Genomic DNA, 19,378 nt, shown 5'->3' on the forward strand with positions numbered 1-19,378 from the left:
CCGCATCGCGTCGACGATCCTGGCGACGTCTCGGCCTGTGTGAGGGTGTTCAGCTTCCTCTGTATGTTGCGTATCCGAAGGGGGAGAGGAGGAGGGGGACGTGGTAGTGGCTGGGGTCTGACATGCCAAATCGGATCGGGATGATGTCGAGGAAGCGGGGGTCTTCGGGTGGGGTGCCGCAGGCGTCGAGATAGGCACCGGCGTGGAAGATCAGCTCATAGGTGCCGGTCTTGAACTGATCGGCGGGCAGGATCTGCTCATCGGTGCGGCCATCGGCGTTGGTGACCAGCGTCTTGAGCAGGGTGCGGGTGTCGCCGTCGATGCGCAGCAGCTCGATGCGCAGGCCCTGCGCCGGGCAGCCGCGCGCGGTGTCAAGAACATGGGTGGTCAGATAGCCGGTCATGATGTGCGTCTCCTGAGGGTCTGTGCACTCTTAGGCCAACTGCCCCGCCTGAGACAAAGCCGCTCTGCCCGAATGGTCCTTTTTGTTTTTCTTGAAAAACGGCGGGGATTTTCTGGTTTATTCATGGTTTTGAGAAAAAGGATACACCTGTGACACGTTACCCACGAGACATGACCGGCTATGGCGCCCGCGCACCGGCGGCGCGCTGGCCGGGGGGCGCCCGGATCGCGGTTCAGATCGTTCTGAACTACGAGGAAGGCGGCGAAAACAACATCCTGCATGGCGATGCCGCGTCCGAGGCGTTCCTGTCGGAGATCACCGGCGCGCAGCCCTGGCCGGGGCAGCGGCACTGGAACATGGAATCGCTGTATGACTACGGCGCGCGGGCCGGGTTCTGGCGGCTGCACCGGCTGCTGGGCGACCTGCCGGTCACGGTGTTCGGCGTGGCCACAGCACTGGCGCGGGGGCCGGAACAGGTGCGGGCGATGCAGGGCGCGGGCTGGGAGATTGCCAGCCACGGGCTGAAATGGGTCGAACACAAGGACATGTCCGCCGAGGAGGAGCGCGCGCAGATCCACGCGGCGATCCGCCTGCACACAGAGGTGACTGGGGCGGCCCCGCGCGGCTGGTACACCGGGCGCTGTTCGATGAATACGGTCGATCTGGCGGCAGAAGCGGGCGATTTTGCCTATATTTCGGACAGCTACGCCGATGATCTGCCCTATTGGACCCGCGCGGGGGGCAAGGACCAGCTGATCGTGCCCTATACGATGGACTGCAACGACATGCGCTTTGCGATCCAGGCGGGGTTCACCAATGGCGACCAGTTCGAAAGCTATCTGCGCGACAGTTTCGACATGCTCTATGCCGAGGGCGCGGCGGGCGCGCCGGCGATGCTGTCGATCGGGCTGCACTGCCGCATCGCGGGCCGGCCGGGGCGGGCGATGGCGTTGAAGCGCGCGCTGGCGCACATGATGGCCCATGAGGGTGTCTGGTTCGCCACCCGCGAAGAGATCGCCGATCATTGGGCGCAGGCGCATCCGCCGGTACAGCGCGCGCGGCCCTCAACGATGGACAAGGCGGGTTTTGTCGCCGATTTTGGCGGTGTGTTCGAACACAGCCCCTGGATCGCCGAAGGAGCGCATGATCTGGAACTGGGGCCTGCGCATGACACGGCGGCGGGGGTGCATTCGGCGCTGGCGCGGGTGTTCCGCTCTGCCAGCGAGGAACAGCGACTGGGCGTGCTGACGGCGCACCCGGACCTGGCGGGCAAGCTGGCAGAGGCCAAGCGGCTGACCGCCGAGAGCACGGCGGAACAGGCGGGCGCGGGGCTGGACCTGCTGACCGACGCGGAGCGCGCGGCCTTTGTCGCGCTGAACGACGCCTATACCGCCCGGTTCGGCTTTCCCTTCATCATCGCGGTGCGTGACCACACCAAGGCGTCGATCATGGCGGCGTTCCAGCGCCGTCTCGACAGCGACCGCGACACCGAATTCGCCGAGGCCTGCCGCCAGGTCGAGCGCATCGCCGAGCTGCGGCTGATCGAAAAGCTGGGCGCATGAGCGCGCGGATCACGGTGCAGCCGCTGACGGCGCAGGGCTTTGCCCCGTTCGGCGATGTGCTGGACGTCAGTGGCGATGCGGACAAGATCATCAACCAGGGGCTGTGCGGACGCTATCACGACCGCGCGGTGCTGGAGTTTGCCGAGGGCCGCGCCGGGATCAGCCTGTTCAAGGCAGAGCCGCGCGCGCTGCCGCTGGTGCTGGACATGATGGAACGTCACCCCGAGGGCAGCCAGGCGTTCCTGCCGATGAGCCTGGAGCCGTTCCTGGTGGTTGTGGCCCCGGACGCGGATGGCGCGCCGGGACAGCCCATCGCCTTTGTCACCGCGCCGGGGCAGGGGGTGAACTATCACCGCGGCGTCTGGCACGGGGTGCTGGCGCCGCTGGCCGCGCCGGGGCTGTTTGCGGTGGTCGACCGGATCGGCGCGGGCCCCAACCTGCAAGAGCATTTTTTCGACCACCCGTATCTGATCGAAGGACACGACCGCGCGGCGGGATAAGGCGGCGCGCGCAAAAAAGACAACAACAGGGGACCAATCATGGCTGACACAAGCATCGGGACGCCAGAGCAACTGCGCGATCCGAATTACACGCCGCCACTGATCAAGGCGGTGCCGCTGGGCATCCAGCACGTTCTGGCGATGTTCGTCTCGAACGTCACACCGGCGATCATCGTCTGCGGCGCGGCGGGGTTCGGCTTTGGCTCGAACTCGCCCGACTTTCCGCAGATGATCTACATGATCCAGATGTCGATGTTCTTTGCCGGCATCGCGACGCTGTTCCAGACCATCGGCGTGGGGCCGGTGGGGGCGCGGCTGCCGATTGTGCAGGGGACATCGTTTGCCTTTATCCCGATCATGATCCCGCTGGTGGCGGGCAAGGGGGTGGACGCCATCGCCGTGCTGATGGGCGGCATCCTCGTGGGCGGTCTGTTCCACGCGGTCCTTGGCCTGTTCATCGGCAAGATCCGCTTTGCGCTGCCGCCGCTGGTGACGGGGCTGGTGGTGACGATGATCGGCCTGGCGCTGGTCAAGGTCGGCATCCAGTACGCCGCCGGGGGCGTTCCTGCCATCGGCACGCCGGAATACGGCTCGGGGCTGAACTGGCTGATGGCCGGGACGGTGATCATCGTGACGCTGGGGCTGAAGTTCTTCGCCCGGGGGATGTTGTCGGTGTCGGCGGTGCTGATCGGCCTGCTGGTCGGCTATGGGCTGGCCTTTGCCCTGGGTCAGGTCAACCTGGGCAACGTCGGCCGCGCGGCCAGCTTTGCGCTGCCCAACCCGCTGCACTTTGGGCTGGAGTTCTCTGTCGCGGCGATTGTGGGCTTTTGCGCCATGTCCTTTGTGTCGGCGGTGGAAACCGTGGGCGACGTGTCGGGTATCACCAAGGGCGGCGCGGGGCGTGAGGCGACGGACAAGGAGATCCAGGGCGCGACCTTTGCCGACGGGATCGGCACGGCGATCTCGGGCCTGTTCGGCGCACTGCCCAACACCTCGTTCAGCCAGAACGTCGGGCTGATCGCCATGACCGGCGTGATGAGCCGCCATGTGGTGACCATCGGCGCGGTGTTCCTGATCCTGTGCGGGCTGGTGCCCAAGATCGGCGCGATCATCTCCTCGATCCCGATCGAGGTGCTGGGCGGCGGTGTGATCGTGATGTTCGGCATGGTCGTGGCCGCCGGTATCTCGATGCTGTCGGACGTGACCTGGAACCGCCGCAACATGGTGATCTTTGCGATTGCGCTGTCGCTGGGCCTTGGCCTGCAACTGGAGCCGGGGGCCCTGCAATACCTGCCCGGCACGATGAAGGTGCTGGCGACATCGGGCATCCTGCCCGCCGCCGTGATCGCCATCGTGCTCAACCTGGTGCTGCCCGAAGAGCTGACCGACGAGTCCACCGAAGAGGTCTCTGGCGGCATGTCCGGCCACGCCAAGGGATCGCTGGTCAAGGACAATCACGTCTGAGGGTGACCCGGCGGCGTTGACGCTGCCCAAAAAACAGGCGAAGCGGCGTGCAAAGGCACGCCGCTTTTTTGTGCCGTGGGAGACCAAGACATGAGCCTGGACTACATCGTTCTGATACTTGCGGGGTTTGGCGCGGGGGTCGTCAATACCATTGCGGGCGGGGGCACCTTTCTGACCTTTCCGGCGCTTGTCTGGGCAGGTGTCCCGCCGGTGGCGGCCAATGCCACCAGCACAGTCGCGGTGTTTCCCGGATACCTTGGCGGCACGCTGGGCTATATCACCGAACTCAAGACCCTGTCGCGCCGCCAGTTGATCCGGCTGACGGCAATCACGCTGGCTGGAGGGTTGGTCGGGTCGCTGTTGCTGCTGGTGTCGTCGAACGAAGCCTTTTCCCTGATCGTGCCTTTTTTGTTGCTGTTCGCCACCACGGCCTTTTTGTTCGGCGCACGGCTGAAGGCATGGGCGGAACGCGCGGCGGGCGGTTTTCGCCCCGAAGGCGCGGTTGGCCTGTTTCTGGTCAGCCTGTACGGCGGGTATTTCAACGGCGGCTTGGGGATTGTCCTGCTGGCGCTGTTTGCGCTCTGGGGCTGGCGCGACATTCACCTGATGAACGGCGTCAAAAGCGGGCTATCGTTTGCCCTGTCGGCGATTTCGGTTGTGACCTTTGCCGTGGCCGGGATTGTGGTCTGGCCGATGGCCATGGTGATGATGGTTGCCGCGATTATCGGCGGCTATGCCGGTGCCCATGTCGCCAAGGCCATCCCTGCATGGGTCGTCCGCGCCATCGTCGCGGCCATCGGCTACGGGATGAGCGTGATCTTTCTGCTGCGCCTGTTCTGAACGAAACCGCCCCGGTCCCTGAGGGGCCGGGGCGCTGTCATTTTCCCTGTGGGGCGTCGTCAGAAATCGACCTCGATGGCGATGCCCTGTGCGACCGCCAGATCGACCACCGCCGCGGCAACCGCGAGATCCTGCAGACCGACGCCAGTGCCGTCAAACAGCGTGATCTGATCGTCCGAGATTCGGCCCGGATGGCTGCCGTTGATCACCGCGCCAAGCTGGGCGATGTCGCTGTCTTGGATCAGACCCTGTGCCACCGCATGTTGCGCCTCGCCGATGCTGACCGATTGCGCGACCTCGTCGGTAAAGACGGCGGCGCGGGCCAGCAACGCGGCCTCGACCTCTTGTTTGCCCTTGGTGTCGGTGCCCATGCAGGCGACATGCGTGCCGGGGCTGACGTGATCCGCCATCAGCGACGGCCCAAAGGCAGAGGTGATCGAGATGATCACATCCGCCGCGCGCATCCCCGGCAGATCCACCGCCTCGAACGGCACACCGGCCTCAGACGCGACCTTTTCGATGTTGGGCAGCATTTCGGGATGGTAGTTCCAGCCGATTACCTTGTCGAATGAGCGCTGCTCCAGAGCGGCGCGCAGCTGGAACGTCGCCTGATGGCCCGCGCCGATCATGCCCAGCACCTTGGCATCCTTGCGCGCGAGATGTTTGATCGACACGGACGACGCCGCAGCGGTGCGCAGGGCCGTCAACAGGTTGCCGCCCACCATCGCCTTGACCATGCCGGTGTCGGGGTCAAACAGGAACACCGTGGACTGGTGATTGATCAGCCCGCGCTTTTCCAGATTGTTCGGCCAGTAGCCGCCCGCCTTCAGGCCCAGCGTCAGACCGGCGCGGTCAAACCCGCCCTTGAAGCCATAAAGCGCGTCCTCGTGGCCAATGGCCTCGCGCACGACGGGGAAATTGTAGGCGTCCCCCGACGCCATTGCAGCGAACACCTTTTCCACGGCGTCAAAGGCCGCCTCGCGAGTCATCAGGTTAGCGATTTCGCGTTCGGGTACGATCAGCATTCTAGTCTCCCAATGGGGGCAGACCCCGCCAGTCTCGCCCAAGGCCCCGGCAAGCTGCGCGCGGCAGGGGACAGGCGAACAGGGGGTCTGAACAGCATCAAATTTCGTGCGCCCATGTGCCATTTCCGGAAGGCGAGCATACACACGGGCGGCTATCCGCCTCCTCCCGAGGCGGACCTTCCTGACCTGTTGGCTGACCTAATAGGCGTGGCCGCGCGCCGACACCGGCCAGACGGTTTCGACCTTGCCGCCCCGCACACCGACGTACCAGTCATGCACGTTGGCGGTGGGGTCACAGTGGCCCGGCACCAGTTTCAGCTTGTCATTGACCTGCAGCGCGCCGGTCGGGTCCATGACGACGCCGTGTTCGTCCGAGCATTTGACGTATTCGACGTCCGTGCGCCCAAACACCACCGGCAGGCCGCTGTCGACCGACTGTGCCTTGAGGCCCGCGTCGACGATGGCCTTGTCCGCCTTTGCGTGGCTCATGACCGATGTCAGGATGAAAAACGCGTTTTCCCATTCGCCCTGGTCGATGCGGTTGCCGTCCTTGTCCAGGATGCGGCCATAGTCGGCATCCATGAAGGCGTAAGAGCCGCACTGCAATTCGTTATACACGCCCGAGGTCGACTCAAAGTAATATGACCCGGTGCCGCCACCGCCGACGATGTCGCAGTCCAGCCCCTCGGCCTTCAGCGTGTCGACCGCGTCCTTGACCATGGCAACCGCGATATCCAGCTTGGCCTTGCGGTCTGCGTAGCTGTCCATGTGCTGCATCGCGCCCTGATAGGCCTGAATGCCGGAGAATTTCAGCCCCTCGGCGGCGTCGATCGCCTTGGCGATTTCCACAACCGCCGGTGTGGTGGTCACGCCGCAACGGCCTGCGCCGCAGTCGATTTCCACAAGGCATTCGATTTCGGTGCCGTGTTTGACCGCCGCTGCTGACAGATCGGCGACATTGGCCACGTCATCCACACAGACGATAGTCCGCGCGCCCAGTTTGGGCAGCCGCGCCAGCCGGTCGATCTTGGCCGGGTCGCGCACCTGGTTGGAGACCAGAACGTCCTTGATGCCGCCACGGGCAAACACCTCGGCCTCGGACACCTTTTGGCAGCACACACCGCAAGAGCCGCCCAGGCTTTCCTGCAGCTTGGCCACGTCCACGGATTTGTGCATCTTGCCGTGGACGCGGTGGCGCATGCCGTGGGACGCGGCGTAGTCGCCCATCTTTTTGATGTTACGCTCCAGCGCATCCAGATCCAGCACAAGGCAGGGGGTCTGGATGTCGGTCTCATCCATGCCGGGCTTGGCCGGAATGTCATAGCCCACTTCGAATTCGTCGAGATTGGTCATGTCTTTCATGTCCTTACTCCTCTGGCGGAATTTATGGTGTTCGGATTAGTCAGGCGGCGCTCAGCCAGGGCAACCTGTCCAGGTCGACGTTGCCGCCGGTGATGATCAGGCCAACGCGTTTGCCGCGAAAGGCGTCGGGGTTTTTCAGGATCACCGCCAGCGGCACGGCGCTGGAGGGTTCCATCACGATGCGCAGGTGTTTCCATGTCAGCTTCATCGCGTCGATGATTTCTTGGTCCGACGCGGTGTAGATCTCGGACACATAGGTGGACACGAAATGCCATGTCCGTTCCTTGAGGGGCACCAGCAGGCCGTCGGCGATGGTCTTGGGCGCGTCATCGGCGATTATATGGCCCGCCTTGAAGCTGCGATAGGCGTCATCGGCCTGTTCCGGCTCTGCCGCGATGACCTGTGTTTCAGGGGCCAGCGTCGACAGGGTCAGGCAGGTGCCAGAGATCATGCCGCCACCGCCGATGGGGGCCACGACCATGTCCAGCCCGTCGGTCTGTTCCATGAACTCTTTGGCGCAAGTGCCCTGACCCGCGATCACGCGCGGGTCATTGTAGGGATGCACGAAATCGCCCCCGGTCGCGGCCTGAACCTGCGCAAAGGTCGCCTCACGCGAAGACGTCGACGGCTCGCATTCGGTGATGTTGCCGCCGTAGCGGCGCACAGTGTCCTTTTTGGCCTGCGGAGCGGTGCGCGGCATGACGACGTTGCAGGGGATGCCACGCCGCATGGCGGCGTAGCTGAGGCAGGAGGCGTGATTGCCCGACGAATGGGTGGCGACGCCCTTTTTCGCCTGGGTCTCATCCAAGCCAAAGACCGCGTTGGCGGCGCCCCGCACCTTGAAGGCGCCCGGCTCCTGAAAGTTTTCGCACTTGAAGAACAGCTGACAGCCCGTCAGCTCATTCAGGTAGTCCGACACGCGCACCGGGGTGCGGCGGATATAGGGTTCTATCCGCGTGTGTGCGGCCAGCATGTCCTCATAGGTCGGGATATACATGTCGTCGTCCGTCATCATGCGGCATCCTTTTGGGCGGCAACTCCGTGACTGCGATAGTAATCCTGAGCGGCGGCAACACCAGAGCCCAACGTGATGTCCAGGCCTAGGTCGGCCATGCACATTTCCGCCGTGGCAATGCCGGACAGCATCATGACGTCCGTCAGGCTGCCAAGGTGGCCGATGCGGAACACCTTGCCCGCAACCTCTCCCAGACCGACACCAAAGGCCACGCCGTATCTATCTGCGGCATGGGTCACGATGTCCGTGGCGTTGAAACCTTCCGGCGTCCGGATGGCGCTGACCGTGTCGGAATAGACCGACGGCGTGGCGGCGCACAGCTCCAGCCCCCAGGCGGAGACGGCGGCGCGCACACCGGACGCGATCCGGGTGTGGCGGGCAAAGACGTTCTCAAGCCCCTCGTTCAGCAACATGCCGCAGGCCACATTCAGCCCGTTCAGCAAACCGACGGCGGGCGTGTAGGGGTAGGCGTTGTTGGCGTATCCTTTGGCCATGTCATGCACGTCAAAGAAGGTGCGCGGCAGAGTGCCGGTCTTGGTCGCCGCCATCGCCTTGGCGCTGAAACCGACGATGCCCAGACCCGCAGGCAGCATGAACCCCTTTTGTGAGCCCGTCACCGCAACATCAACGCCCCATTCGTCAAAGCGAAAGTCCATCGACCCGATCGAGGACACGCCGTCCACGAACAGCAGGGCCGGGTGGCCCGCCGCATCCAGCGCCCGGCGCACCGCCGCGATGTCGGATTTGACGCCAGTGGCGGTCTCATTATGGGTGGCCAGAACAACCTTGATCTGGTGGTTCTTGTCAGCGGTCAGGATCTCTTCGTAGCGGTCCGCAGGCACGCCTTCGCCCCAAGGGGTTTCGACAATCTGCACGACTAGCCCGTGACGCTGACACATGTCGATCCAGCGGTGGCTGAACATCCCGTTGCGGGCCGACAGCACCTTGTCGCCGGCTGACAGCGTGTTGGTCAGCGCCGTTTCCCAGCCGCCGGTTCCGGTGGACGGAAAGATGAACACCTCTGCGCTGTCGCTCTTGAGAACATTGCGCACGCCCTCACGCGCAGGATGCAGGATCTGGCCGAACAGCGGCGAGCGATGGTCGATCGTTGGCATATCACAAGCCTTGCGCAGGCTTTCGGGGATGTTGGTCGGGCCTGGGATGAACACGGGGTTCTGAAAGCTCATGGGTGGTCTCCTTTCGACGTTACGGGCACCATAAGAGCGGCGCGGCTGACGCGATATATTTTTGAAAATGACCTTAAGATTGCAGAGGGTCTGGATTAATTGATGTTTGTCAGGGGCTTGAATTTTTCATATGATGAATTTGCCTTTCACTGAAAAACAAAGGGTTCTTATGGATTCTCAAGGCAATAGAGATGAACCCCGCCGCAAGGCGCGTGGCAGGCCCCGTGGATGGGAGGACAAGACCGCCCAAAACACGATCAAATCGCTGGATCGGGCGATGGCGGTGTTCGAATATCTGAGCGAGGCCCAAGGCAAACCCCTGACCCTGCTTGCTGACGAAATGGGCCAGTCGCCCGCCACGGTCTACCGTATCCTTGTGACACTGGAGGGCCGGGGGCTGGTCGAGTTCGATCCCGAGGAACAGGTCTGGCATATCGGACCGCGCACCTTTGTCATCGGGGCACGATTCCTGCGGCGGACGTCTCTGGTGGACCGCGCGCGCCCGATCATGCGCAAGCTGATGGAGGCGACCGGAGAGACCGCCAACCTGGGGATTGAAAAGGAAGGGGCGGTGCTGTTTCTCAGTCAGGTGGAAACGCACGCCAATATCCGCGCCTTTTTCCCGCCGGGAACTCTGTCCGCGATGCATGCGTCGGGCATCGGCAAGGCGCTGTTGGCCCAAATGGATGACGACAGGCTGGACCGGCATCTGGCCACGTCAGAATTGACGGCCTTCACCGACTGTACGCTGGCGGATCCCGAGGCGCTGAAGGCCGATCTGCGGACCATCAGAGCGCAGGGCTATTCCGTCGACAACGAAGAAAAGAATACGGGAATGCGGTGCATTGCGGCCCCGGTGTTCGACATGAACCAAGAGGCCGTGGCGGGGATTTCAGTCTCCGGGCCAACCAGTCGGGTCAGCGTCGCCCAGATCGAACAGCTGAGCCGCCCCGTGATGGAGGCGGCCCGCGATCTGACATTTGCAATCGGGGGGGCGGTTGCAGAGCCGCCGACCTGAGGCGCGGGTGCGCTGGCCTATCTGCGGCCAAGCCGCAGGGGCATGTGCCGGTTGACGTCCTTGTACAGCAGATAACGGAACCGGCCCGGGCCGCCTGCGTAACAGGCCTGCGGGCAAAAGGCGCGCAGCCACATGTAATCGCCGGCCTCGACCTCGACCCAGTCGTTGTTCAGCCGGTAGACCGCCTTGCCCTCCAGCACATACAGCCCGTGTTCCATGACATGGGTTTCCAGAAACGGGATCACGGCCCCCGGTTCAAACGTGACAACGGTGACGTGCATGTCATGGCGCAGGTCGGAGGGGTCCACAAAGCGGGTTGTCGCCCATTTGCCGTCGGTTCCCGGCATCACGGTCGGCGCGATGTCCTGCTCGTTCAGGATCAGCACATCGGGGGTGTCCAGCCCCTCGACCGCCTCATAGGCCTTGCGCACCCAATGAAATCGCAGGGTGTCCGGGCCGTCGTTGCGCAGGGTCCAGCCGCTGGAGGGCGGCAGATAGGCATAGCCGCCCGGCGTCAGCTCATGGCTCTTGCCGCCCACATGCAGCGTGGCCGTGCCTTCGACGACAAACAGCACGCCTTGTGCCTCGGGGTCCGCCTCTGGCCGGTCGGACCCGCCGCCGGGCTGCACCTCCATGATGTATTGCGAAAACGTCTCGGCAAAGCCGCTGAGCGGGCGGGAGATCACCCAAAGGCGGGTCTGATCCCAGAACGGCAGAAAGCTGGTCACGATATCGCGCATCGTGCCTTTGGGAATCACGGCATACGCCTGCGTGAACACGGCGCGGTCGGTCAGCAACTGGTCCTGGCCGGGGTGGCCTCCGTGCGGGGCGTAATACTTGGTGCTCATGGATGCTCCTGCGGTCAAAATGAGTTGTCCAGAATATGCGGCCCCGTGCCCATGGGGACCACCCGCAATGACGAAACAACTCTTTTCCGAAAGTTTTGATAATGCAGCATATCTACGAAAAGAATTGGATAATGGGGCGGCGGTTGCGTGCGCTCAGCGGCTGTACGCTCTTGTGATTTGAGGTGTCGGCACGTTTCGGACCAAACCCGGCATCGACAAACATCCCTGTTGCTTTTCAGGCAAGGTGCCCGAAAATGGCCCGATACCTTGGGAGGGGGCGGTCGCATGACGACCAAATCGGCATTCTTGCAGGCGCGCGAGACATTGAGCACGGGCAGTGCGCTGGCGTCTGTCGCCATTCGGCAAGAGATTTCCGCAAGCTGGCAAAGGTGCTTGCAGAGCGGTCTGGACCCGTGCGGCGTGCCAGAGGATGCGGCGGTGTCCGACCAGACGCTAAAGGCTGCCCGACAGGCGCGAGAGCGGCTGATGCGCCTGGTCCGCCCGGAATTGGAACTGCTCAGCGCGCAGATCGCCGGGGCAAATTTCATGTGTGCCTTTGCCGATGAGACCGGCGTGGTGCTGGACACGATCATGGACACGGAATTCAGCGAGGGCCCTTGCGGGCGCTCTATCCGTGCAGGGTCGATCTGGCGTGAGGATCAGCGCGGCACCAATGCCCTTGGGTTGGCACTGTTGTCGGGCCGGTCCAGCATGGTCATGGGCGGCGAGCATTTCTTTGGATGCCATGGCGGAGTGTCCTGTGTCGCCGCGCCGATCGTGGCCTCGGATGGCCGGATTGTCGGGCTGCTGGACGCGTCGTCAGAGGTGGCGGAACGGCAATACCACACCCAGGCGCTGGTCACTTTGGCGGCCACGAACATCGAAAACCGGCTTTTCGCCGAGGCGCACCGGGACGACTACATCATCCAGTTCCACCAGCGGGCGGAATACCTTGCCACGCAAAGCGTCGGCTTGATCGGCGTGGATGAAAGCGGGCGGATCACCGGGGCAAACCGTATGTCCGCACGGCTGTTGGCCGGTGCGCATCTTGCCACGGCCAGCCTGTTCAGTGACTTGTTCCGGGGCGATGTGCAGGCCGTGCTGCGCAGGTTGTCCCGGGGGGAGACCGTGCAGCTTTGGGACCGGTCGAACGCCGGGTTTTTCGCGCGCCTTGATCCGGGATCGTTGCAGCCGCAGGTGGCGCGCGGCTGGCGCATGCAGGACGTGCCGGCAGCCCGGCGGGTGGCGCCGCAGACGGGGGCTGTTGTTCAGGACGACGATATGGCCCGGGAGTGCGCGCGCGTTGCCAAGCGCGCCGCGTCGCTTGGGCAGGCTGTCTGCATCCGGGGACAGGCGGGCACCGGCAAGACCCGGCTTGCAGAGGTGGTGCATCGGCATGTTCATGGCGACGGGCCGCTGATTGCGGTCGACTGCGAAAACCTGCGCCCCGCGGCACAGGGTATGGCGGCGGTCCATGCGCTGTTGCAGGGCTATGTGGCCCCCGATCTTTTCGGAGAGACCGGCGGAACGCTGGTGCTGGAGAATATCGCGGGTCTGGACGATCTGGGGACGGGCGTGTTTTCCGGTCTTCTGGGCACATTGCGTCATGCAATCGCAGAGCGGCACTGGTGTGTGCTGGCGACCGATCGGACCGATGCCGACAAGGCGGATCTGTATCCGAAGGCAATAGAAGAATTGAGGATGCTGTCCGTCGAACTGCCCGTCCTGGCGGCACGCACGGATTTTCACAAGATTGCCCGAAACATGCTGGCAGAGCTGTCACCGGACCACCGGCTTTCGGCCAAAGCCATCAAGGCGCTTGGGGACATGGATCGGCGCGACAATCTGAACGATTTGCGGCATCACCTTCAGGTCTTGGCCGCGCGGTGTCCGGCCGGTGTGCTGCGCGATGTGCATGTGAATCGGTTTCTTGTCACACAGGACGCGGCGGATCAGGCCTGTCCGCGTTGCGACGGAACGTCCATTCGCCGGCAACGCTGCCTTGAGATCCGACGCATGTATCGGGTCTGTCAGTGCAACGTGGCGCTGACGGCGCGGCGGCTGGGCGTGTCGCGGAACACGGTCTACACCCATCTGAAAGACTAGACCGTTGCCCTGCCTTTGGCGGCAAGGGACGCCTCGATCCGGGCGCGATGGCGGGTCTCATCCTCAGCGGACAAAAAACGCAGCGCCGTGTGATCGTGACCCGATAACGCCATTCCGATGCATCGGCGGTTGTCGTCCACGATGACATAAAGCGCCTCAGGGCGACCGCGGAAACGATGGGTTTCGATAAAGGTGGGCAGGGCCTCGGCCGCTGGCCAGGGACCGGTCCCGGCGCGGGGCAGCATGTGACCCAGCGTGGCGGCATCCGTCTGCCGCGCCGGACGCAGGAGGACCTGACCTGCGATGATTTCCGGCGGGTGTAGCAGATGCCACTGCTCGGGCGCCAACATATAGTCACGGCAAGGTTCCGCCGCCTGCGTGCCTTGAAAGAACATGCGCCTGCCGACGGGGCAGGGCGCAAAGCCCAGCCGGATCAGCAGAGCGCGAGAGGCATCGTTGTCTTCGTGACAGGTGGCGACAAGCGGCGGGGCCGGGTGCGCGAACCGGCTGCGGATTGCCAGTTTAAGCGCGCGTCTCATGATGCCCTCGCGCCAGTGTTCCGGGTCCAGCCAGTACCATACCGAGGCACCCAGACACAGCGCACCCACCACGCGGTTTTCCCGCTCGATCAGGCGAAACGCTTCGCCGGGATGCTGGCCGTGGCTCAACAGCGTGCGGGCCTGATCCGGGTCGACCGGCTGCGCGACGGTGGCCAGCCAGCGGGCAATGCGCTGGTCGCTCAGTTGGCGTGTGATTTCAGGCAGATCCGCATCGGTCGGCGGCCGCAATGTCAGATCGTCTTGTTCCAGAATATCGGGAAAACCGTCCATCTGCCTGCATGGTGTAACTGCGGATACTGGCCATCAAAGCGCGAAGCGCGGCACGAAATCAAGCGATTGATTCGCTTATTTCGCAGGAGCGAAAGGACTTTCTGCGTCGCAGAAAAATTATTGTGAAACAGAGCGTTACAGGCCGAGATTCCAAACGTAACGCAAATTTACACTTTTCGGCCACGGCACAGCGCATTCGTCGAATCCCGGTTGAATTCGTTGTGCCGTTGGGTCGCTCTGCTAGCCTTTACGACACTCGAACGACCGGGCGCCCAGGGGAGGGGGAACCCATGTACGAACCAGAACAGATTTCACCGGCGCGCAAGTGCCGGAACGGATCAATTCGGCCGCTGCCTGCCGGGGGCGCCGGACATGGCATCAAGAATCGCCGACAGGTCGGTCGCCATGCGCTGATGAACCTGTCGCATCACCTGATCCCGCGTAGTCTCATCAAGGTTGTCCACTGCCTGACGGGCCGCGCGCAGGTCGTGCGGATCGCCGGTCTTGACCGCGTGGCCGATGGTGTCTTGGCAACTCTGATCAACGCCGTCGGTTTGACGGCAGACCTGCTGCAACGCCTGGAAAAAGCGGATGTCGGCGGGATCAGTCATCGCATGGGCCTTTCGGGTCGAACATGGCCCGCCGTTTACAGGGGGCTGTCATGAGCGGTCAATCACGAAGCATCGAAGCGATCCTCAAGGACCGGTTGGAGGTCACACTCCAGATTGCCGAGGCGAATACCACGCAACTGCGGCTGAACCAGAAGGCCAGCGGGATGATGGTACTTGACCTGAAAGACGAACGCGACGGCGTGGCCGAAAGCGCCCATGAGGACGAACAGGCCCGCAATGACGCCGCGCGCGATGCCAACCTGAACAAGATCACCGATCTGGAAAAGAAGCTCTCGGCGCTGGACGAAGAGCTTGAAACTGTCATCACGAAGGAACGCTGAATGACGATGCACAAGCCGCCGCAGGCGATGACGCTGTTTGACCTGATTGCCCGGACATGGGTTCTGGATACGGATGTGCGCCATGTCCTTTTCAATGGTGCGGGAACCTCTGTCGCCGCAGTGTTGGCCGATGGCCGCATGGCCTTTTTCTCTGTCAACGACGCTGAGCATCCCGAAAGCCGTGTCCGGGTGGAGGCCGACACCGGACGGCCCAGTATCCGACCCCGGTCTAAGCCGCTGCCATTGCCGGTGGTCAGCGAAGACCCCGTCGCGCGGCCCGATGTCCTGCTCTGTCGACTTGGCGAACAGGGATTTGCCTTTTCCCACGCCGACACTGGTGCCTTGTGGCGGGCCACGGGCCGAGGGCAAACCTTGCGCGTCTCGGCGGCGCGGGCCGATGCTGTCACGGCATTGGCCGCCCTGCCGGGCAAGGGGCGCATCGTGATGGCCCATGGCAAGGTGGTGGTGTTGGCCGCTGCGGAAGGCGGCGCAGAGATCTGCAACGCAACCCTGCCGCACGATGTCATGCGGATCGTTGTCTCACCGGATGGACGTATGGCGGGATGTTGGGGCGCGGGACAGGTCAGCCTTGTGTCGACCGAGGATCTCAGCGTGCTCAAGACCGTCCGCTGTGACGGTCAGGTCAGCGATCTGGCGTGGTCGCCCTGTGCGCGCTGGCTGGTGGCGGGCTGTGAGGACAAAGCCGTGGTGTTGGTCGATGTTCAGGCGGGTGCCGCTGACCGGATCGTCGATTTCCCGGCGGCCGTCCGCACCGTGGGCTTTAGCGACAAGGCCGGGGCAATGGTCGCGTCCGGCGCGTTCCGGGTGGTGGGCTGGGATCTGCCCGACCTGCCGTTTGGCGAGCACGAAGGCACACCGATTGAAACCGGCAAACCGGGTTTGACAATTGTCGACCGGATTGCGGTGCACCCCAAGCGGGATCTTTGTGCCGTCAGTTATGTGAACGGTCTGGTGATGATTTGCCGGATCGGCCACCCGGATGAAATGCTGTTGCGCGAAGGCACGGGCGCTGCGGTCAATGCGCTGGCCTGGTCAGACGATGGCGCGCATCTGGCGATTGCGGGCGAGGACGGATCGCTTTCAATCACGACGTTCCCCAAGAACATGTTCAAGTAACGACAACTCCAAGGGAGAGAGATCCATGACACAAGCCTTATCCACAGAAGAACAAAGCAAGGACCGGTATTTTCAGCAACTCGCGAAGGTTGCCGAGGAAATGGTCGACGAACACGGCAAGGATTTTGCCGCTGGGGCGCTGGTGCTTGCCGCGCGCTGGGTGGCCGAAAACCGTCTTGGCCAGCCGGAAAACCGCCCGAACTAGTGCGGTTTGGCCGCCTGTTGCGAGCCAGCAGGCGACGCCGACAAACTGGCAATCTGATTGACGAGAACACTGCTTACCGGACCGGCCAGCGCGCCAAGCGTGCTGGCACCGGTCTCTGATGGGCTGTCCGACCGGTACGCGCCTTGCAGGACGTCAATCAGGTCCGGCTCTATCAACTGCGCGAAGGCACACAGCTCATGGATACGAAACGCCGCAAAGTGGAGGCTGTCGCCATTCAACAGGACATTGCTTTGCTGCCGCGAGGTGACGCTGGTTTTCAGGGCATTGCTGTGGACCGCAGCCCCCAGCGTGGTGAGCACGGATTTGCGCCATTTCGCGTAATCGGTATCGGCGGAATGGTCGATGCCCACGGAATACAGCCCTTCGGAAATGGTGCGAAAGGCGCGACCGCCGGCGATGTGGCGGCGCCAAAAATCGCTGGCCCCATCGACGGTGCGACATTCGGAAAAACGCTGGGCCAGCTTGGGCCGGATCAACAGCACCAGCGCCATGTCCACGTCTTCGGTGATCGACCGGGCAATCTGCATCGCGGGCATCGGCAGATCGGTCAGCGCCAAAAGCCGCAAAGCCGCAAGCTGTTCGGTCAACCGGGCCGAGATTGCCGCCAGTCCATGCCATTGGGCCGGGCTCAGCCCGTTGCTGTCCCGGACCCGGCCGGTATTGGTTGCCTCGTGAAAGGCACGCACCCAGATCACGCATTGATCGAACAGGAAAATCAGATCCACGTCGGTGCTGCTGGCGGATGCCTCAACCCGTGGGACGGCACGGAACCCAGGCAGGCTGCGCAGGCCGACGCGCCAGGTGCTGTCAAAGTCCAGACCCGCCGCCGACCACAGCTGTTTTATACGGGCCAGCAATTGTGGCGACAGGCCGGGATAGGACAATTCCGGCGCTGCTCCATCAAGCGGGACAATACTGCCAATCGGGGGTGTCTGGCTCATACCACTGCAATTCAAGGGCTTCTTCGGTCAACGATAGACCGGTCCCGCCTTTCAAGGCCAGCAATTTGTCCATGCCGGTCGGTCAGGATCATCCCATGTCACTAGGGTTTCAACTGCGCGCCAAGCAGGGTCAGGTGTTCCGACTGGGACAGGTGGTCAGCGTCCTGCAAATGTCGGCGGCCGAATTGGACGCGCATCTGGAAGACGCGGCGCGCGAAAACCCGATGCTCATCTTGCGACGCAGGCCGATGACTGCATCCGGTGCCACGGATGTGCTGGAAATGGCCGCCGTGGCAGAGGCGGGCAGCCTGTATGATCATGTGTCCCGCGCGCTGGCCGGTCTGATCGCCGAGGGCGGATTGATGGAACGGATCATCACCGCCCTGATGGAAGAGTTGGAGCCTTCGGGATGGTTGGGGCGCGCGACCGACGAGATCGCCGAAGGCCTTGGTATTCCGGCCAGATTGGTGGATGCGGCGCTGCGTGTTGTCCAAACGCGGGTGGAACCGGCCGGGCTGTTTGCGCGCAACCTTGAGGATTGCTTGCGCCTGCAACTCGAGGATCAGAATGCGCTGGATGATGACATGGCGCTGGTTCTGGCATCCCTTTCGACGTTGGAGATCAAGGGAATAGCGGGTCTTGTCGCAGCGACGGGGCTGGATGAGGAAACGGTGCAGGACTGTCTTGCGCGGATCCGCTGTCTTGATCCCAAACCGGGCAACGCCTTTTGCAACGATCCCACCCTGGCCCGAGAGCCGGATGTTCGGATCACGCCGCAAGGAGATGGCTGGGAAATCGAATTTCTGTCGGCTTTGCAGAGAGATATTCAGATCGTCCAGATGCCAAGGCATGGACAGACGGCAGAGACCCGCGAGGCTCTGGCCAAGGCTCGGGCGATGAAACAGGCGCTTGAGATGCGCCAATCGGCCTTGCGACAAGTTGTGCGCGTGTTGGTCGACCGCCAGGGGGCGTTTTTCCGGCTTGGTGCGGCCGCCATTGAACCTCTGACCATGTCGGAGATTGCGCAGGCTACGGGGTTTCACCTCAGCACGGTCAGCCGCGTTCTCAACGGGTTGTTGATCGAGGGGCCGAATGGAATTGTCGCTGGCCGAACGCTGTTCGGCGGCACGGCTTCGGCCCGGACCATGGTATCCAAACCTCATGTGCAGGCAAAAATCCGGGCGCTTCTTGCCAAGGAAGATCCGAAAAAGCCGCTGTCTGATCGTCGGATGACGGCGCTGTTGCAGGCCGACGGCATCGCGGTGTCGCGGCGTGTCGTGTCTAGCTATCGTCAGGAAATCGGCATCTCGGCAGCCGCGAAACGCCGCCGTCAGGCCTGACACGGAACCTGCGCAATGTGTCGCAGGTCTGCGATCTGTTTGCCGGGTCTGAGCGCCCCCCCCATCCATGAAACCCCATCACCAGAGGCCCCAATCGGGGCCTTTCATCCTGCGGTTTCGAAAGATTTCGCCCCTGGTCTGGCCCGGGTCGGCACGTCGACAGCGCGGGAAAAGCGGCCCGGCAATGTGGGCCATGGTGGACAGTGTAACGCTTTGTAAAGGCTTTGATGAAACGCCTGTAACGTTATGCGACAATCCGTCCCTGCGTCAGGGTGTTCGTTTCCCGGTTCACACACGCGACGCAAATTTTTTCTGCAAAAAATATAATATGAAAACAGTCGGTTGGCATAATTTTTGCCGACGAAATCTGTGTCTCCTAAATTCTGGAACCGGCCTTGCCAGAAGAAGAACACAAGATGCGGGCGGCCAGCCAGACGGTCGGCTCAAAGAACGAAGGACAGGGAGAAAGACACAAGTCCCGAAGTATGTCGCAACCGTGATCTAGGGCGACGTCAGGCAGTGTCCAACTTTTCAACCTTTGCCGAGAACCGGCGCCTGACCGTCAGGCGCTCAACGACGCAACGGCAAAAGCCGCCAACAGGTGGCCGGGTGACCGGCCGCA

Annotated in this window: 19 protein-coding genes; 11 read left to right on the forward strand and 8 right to left on the reverse strand. The window is 63.1% G+C overall.

Features of this window, described 5'->3' with window-relative positions; genetic code table 11:
* Positions 1-49 precede the first annotated feature (49 nt).
* Positions 50-403 (reverse strand): hydroxyisourate hydrolase, encoded by a 354-nt coding sequence (gene uraH / locus CHB90_RS17165; protein WP_089276694.1) that lies wholly within the window; start codon positions 401-403, stop codon positions 50-52.
* Between the two features lie 149 nt (positions 404-552).
* Here uraH and puuE point away from each other — a divergent pair, with 149 nt between their 5' ends.
* The 4 genes from puuE (at position 553) to CHB90_RS17185 (ending at position 4,769) form a co-directional block, all read left to right on the forward strand.
* Complete coding sequence (puuE, locus tag CHB90_RS17170; protein WP_245823165.1) at positions 553-1,965, forward strand: allantoinase PuuE; 1,413 nt, start codon at positions 553-555, stop codon at positions 1,963-1,965.
* Positions 1,962-2,465 carry an ureidoglycolate lyase gene (locus CHB90_RS17175; protein WP_089276692.1) on the forward strand — a complete coding sequence of 168 codons (504 nt, stop codon included), beginning with the start codon at positions 1,962-1,964 and terminating at the stop codon, positions 2,463-2,465. The genes puuE and CHB90_RS17175 overlap by 4 nt, the downstream gene beginning before the upstream one ends.
* Before the next feature lie 39 nt (positions 2,466-2,504).
* The gene (locus CHB90_RS17180; protein ID WP_089279086.1) at positions 2,505-3,929 is read left to right on the forward strand and encodes a uracil-xanthine permease family protein; all 1,425 of its coding nucleotides are present in this window, start codon (positions 2,505-2,507) and stop codon (positions 3,927-3,929) included.
* 90 nt (positions 3,930-4,019) lie between these two features.
* Positions 4,020-4,769, forward strand: coding sequence for a sulfite exporter TauE/SafE family protein (locus CHB90_RS17185; protein ID WP_089279087.1), 750 nt, complete (start codon positions 4,020-4,022; stop codon positions 4,767-4,769).
* Between the two features lie 59 nt (positions 4,770-4,828).
* Here the strand turns inward: CHB90_RS17185 and bhcD are convergent, their stop codons facing one another.
* The 4 genes from bhcD to bhcA all read right to left on the reverse strand — a co-directional run bounded on the left by bhcD (position 4,829) and on the right by bhcA (position 9,358).
* Positions 4,829-5,794 (reverse strand): iminosuccinate reductase BhcD, encoded by a 966-nt coding sequence (gene bhcD, locus CHB90_RS17190; RefSeq protein WP_089279088.1) that lies wholly within the window; start codon positions 5,792-5,794, stop codon positions 4,829-4,831.
* Positions 5,795-5,992: 198 nt separating this feature from the next.
* Positions 5,993-7,156 (reverse strand): 3-hydroxy-D-aspartate aldolase BhcC, encoded by a 1,164-nt coding sequence (gene bhcC / locus CHB90_RS17195; RefSeq protein ID WP_089279089.1) that lies wholly within the window; start codon positions 7,154-7,156, stop codon positions 5,993-5,995.
* 40 nt (positions 7,157-7,196) lie between these two features.
* Positions 7,197-8,168, reverse strand: coding sequence for a beta-hydroxyaspartate dehydratase BhcB (gene bhcB, locus CHB90_RS17200; RefSeq protein WP_089279125.1), 972 nt, complete (start codon positions 8,166-8,168; stop codon positions 7,197-7,199).
* Positions 8,168-9,358, reverse strand: a complete 1,191-nt coding sequence (gene bhcA, locus CHB90_RS17205) for an L-aspartate--glyoxylate aminotransferase BhcA (protein ID WP_089279090.1) — start codon at positions 9,356-9,358, stop codon at positions 8,168-8,170. The genes bhcB and bhcA overlap by 1 nt, the downstream gene beginning before the upstream one ends.
* A gap of 169 nt (positions 9,359-9,527) precedes the next feature.
* On the opposite strand from bhcA, the gene bhcR reads away from it, so the two are divergent.
* Positions 9,528-10,376 carry an HTH-type transcriptional regulator BhcR gene (bhcR, locus tag CHB90_RS17210; protein ID WP_089279091.1) on the forward strand — a complete coding sequence of 283 codons (849 nt, stop codon included), beginning with the start codon at positions 9,528-9,530 and terminating at the stop codon, positions 10,374-10,376.
* Between the two features lie 17 nt (positions 10,377-10,393).
* Here bhcR and CHB90_RS17215 read toward each other — a convergent pair whose 3' ends face one another.
* Positions 10,394-11,224: a bifunctional allantoicase/(S)-ureidoglycine aminohydrolase gene (locus tag CHB90_RS17215; protein WP_089279092.1), complete on the reverse strand. Its 831-nt coding sequence runs from the start codon at positions 11,222-11,224 to the stop codon at positions 10,394-10,396.
* Between the two features lie 285 nt (positions 11,225-11,509).
* On the opposite strand from CHB90_RS17215, the gene CHB90_RS17220 reads away from it, so the two are divergent.
* Positions 11,510-13,330 carry a sigma-54-dependent Fis family transcriptional regulator gene (locus tag CHB90_RS17220; protein WP_089279093.1) on the forward strand — a complete coding sequence of 607 codons (1,821 nt, stop codon included), beginning with the start codon at positions 11,510-11,512 and terminating at the stop codon, positions 13,328-13,330.
* Here CHB90_RS17220 and CHB90_RS17225 read toward each other — a convergent pair.
* Entirely contained in the window at positions 13,327-14,160 is an 834-nt protein-coding gene (locus CHB90_RS17225) for a GNAT family N-acetyltransferase (protein ID WP_089279094.1), read from the reverse strand. The genes CHB90_RS17220 and CHB90_RS17225 overlap by 4 nt on opposite strands.
* A gap of 290 nt (positions 14,161-14,450) precedes the next feature.
* On the opposite strand from CHB90_RS17225, the gene CHB90_RS26250 reads away from it, so the two are divergent.
* From CHB90_RS26250 to CHB90_RS17245, 4 genes are read left to right on the forward strand one after another with little or no spacing between them, the layout of a single operon-like run.
* Complete coding sequence (locus CHB90_RS26250; RefSeq protein ID WP_141135913.1) at positions 14,451-14,825, forward strand: hypothetical protein; 375 nt, start codon at positions 14,451-14,453, stop codon at positions 14,823-14,825.
* On the forward strand, positions 14,822-15,112 hold the full coding sequence (locus tag CHB90_RS17235) for a hypothetical protein (RefSeq protein WP_089279096.1): 291 nt from the start codon (positions 14,822-14,824) through the stop codon (positions 15,110-15,112). Before CHB90_RS26250 ends, CHB90_RS17235 begins: the two co-directional genes overlap by 4 nt.
* Positions 15,113-16,249, forward strand: coding sequence for a WD40 repeat domain-containing protein (locus CHB90_RS17240; protein ID WP_089279097.1), 1,137 nt, complete (start codon positions 15,113-15,115; stop codon positions 16,247-16,249).
* Positions 16,250-16,274: 25 nt separating this feature from the next.
* Positions 16,275-16,454 carry a hypothetical protein gene (locus CHB90_RS17245; protein WP_089279098.1) on the forward strand — a complete coding sequence of 60 codons (180 nt, stop codon included), beginning with the start codon at positions 16,275-16,277 and terminating at the stop codon, positions 16,452-16,454.
* On the opposite strand, the gene CHB90_RS17250 is transcribed toward CHB90_RS17245, so the two are convergent.
* A complete protein-coding gene (locus tag CHB90_RS17250) occupies positions 16,451-17,416 on the reverse strand; it encodes a hypothetical protein (RefSeq protein WP_089279099.1) in 966 nt (321 codons plus the stop codon). The two genes, CHB90_RS17245 and CHB90_RS17250, sit on opposite strands and share 4 nt — an antisense overlap.
* A gap of 95 nt (positions 17,417-17,511) precedes the next feature.
* Between CHB90_RS17250 and CHB90_RS17255 the strand changes: the two genes are divergently transcribed.
* Positions 17,512-18,756: an RNA polymerase factor sigma-54 gene (locus CHB90_RS17255; RefSeq protein WP_245823285.1), complete on the forward strand. Its 1,245-nt coding sequence runs from the start codon at positions 17,512-17,514 to the stop codon at positions 18,754-18,756.
* Positions 18,757-19,378: the final 622 nt, after the last annotated feature.

It is taken from the genome of Antarctobacter heliothermus, assembly GCF_900188425.1.
Taxonomy (GTDB): domain Bacteria; phylum Pseudomonadota; class Alphaproteobacteria; order Rhodobacterales; family Rhodobacteraceae; genus Antarctobacter; species Antarctobacter heliothermus.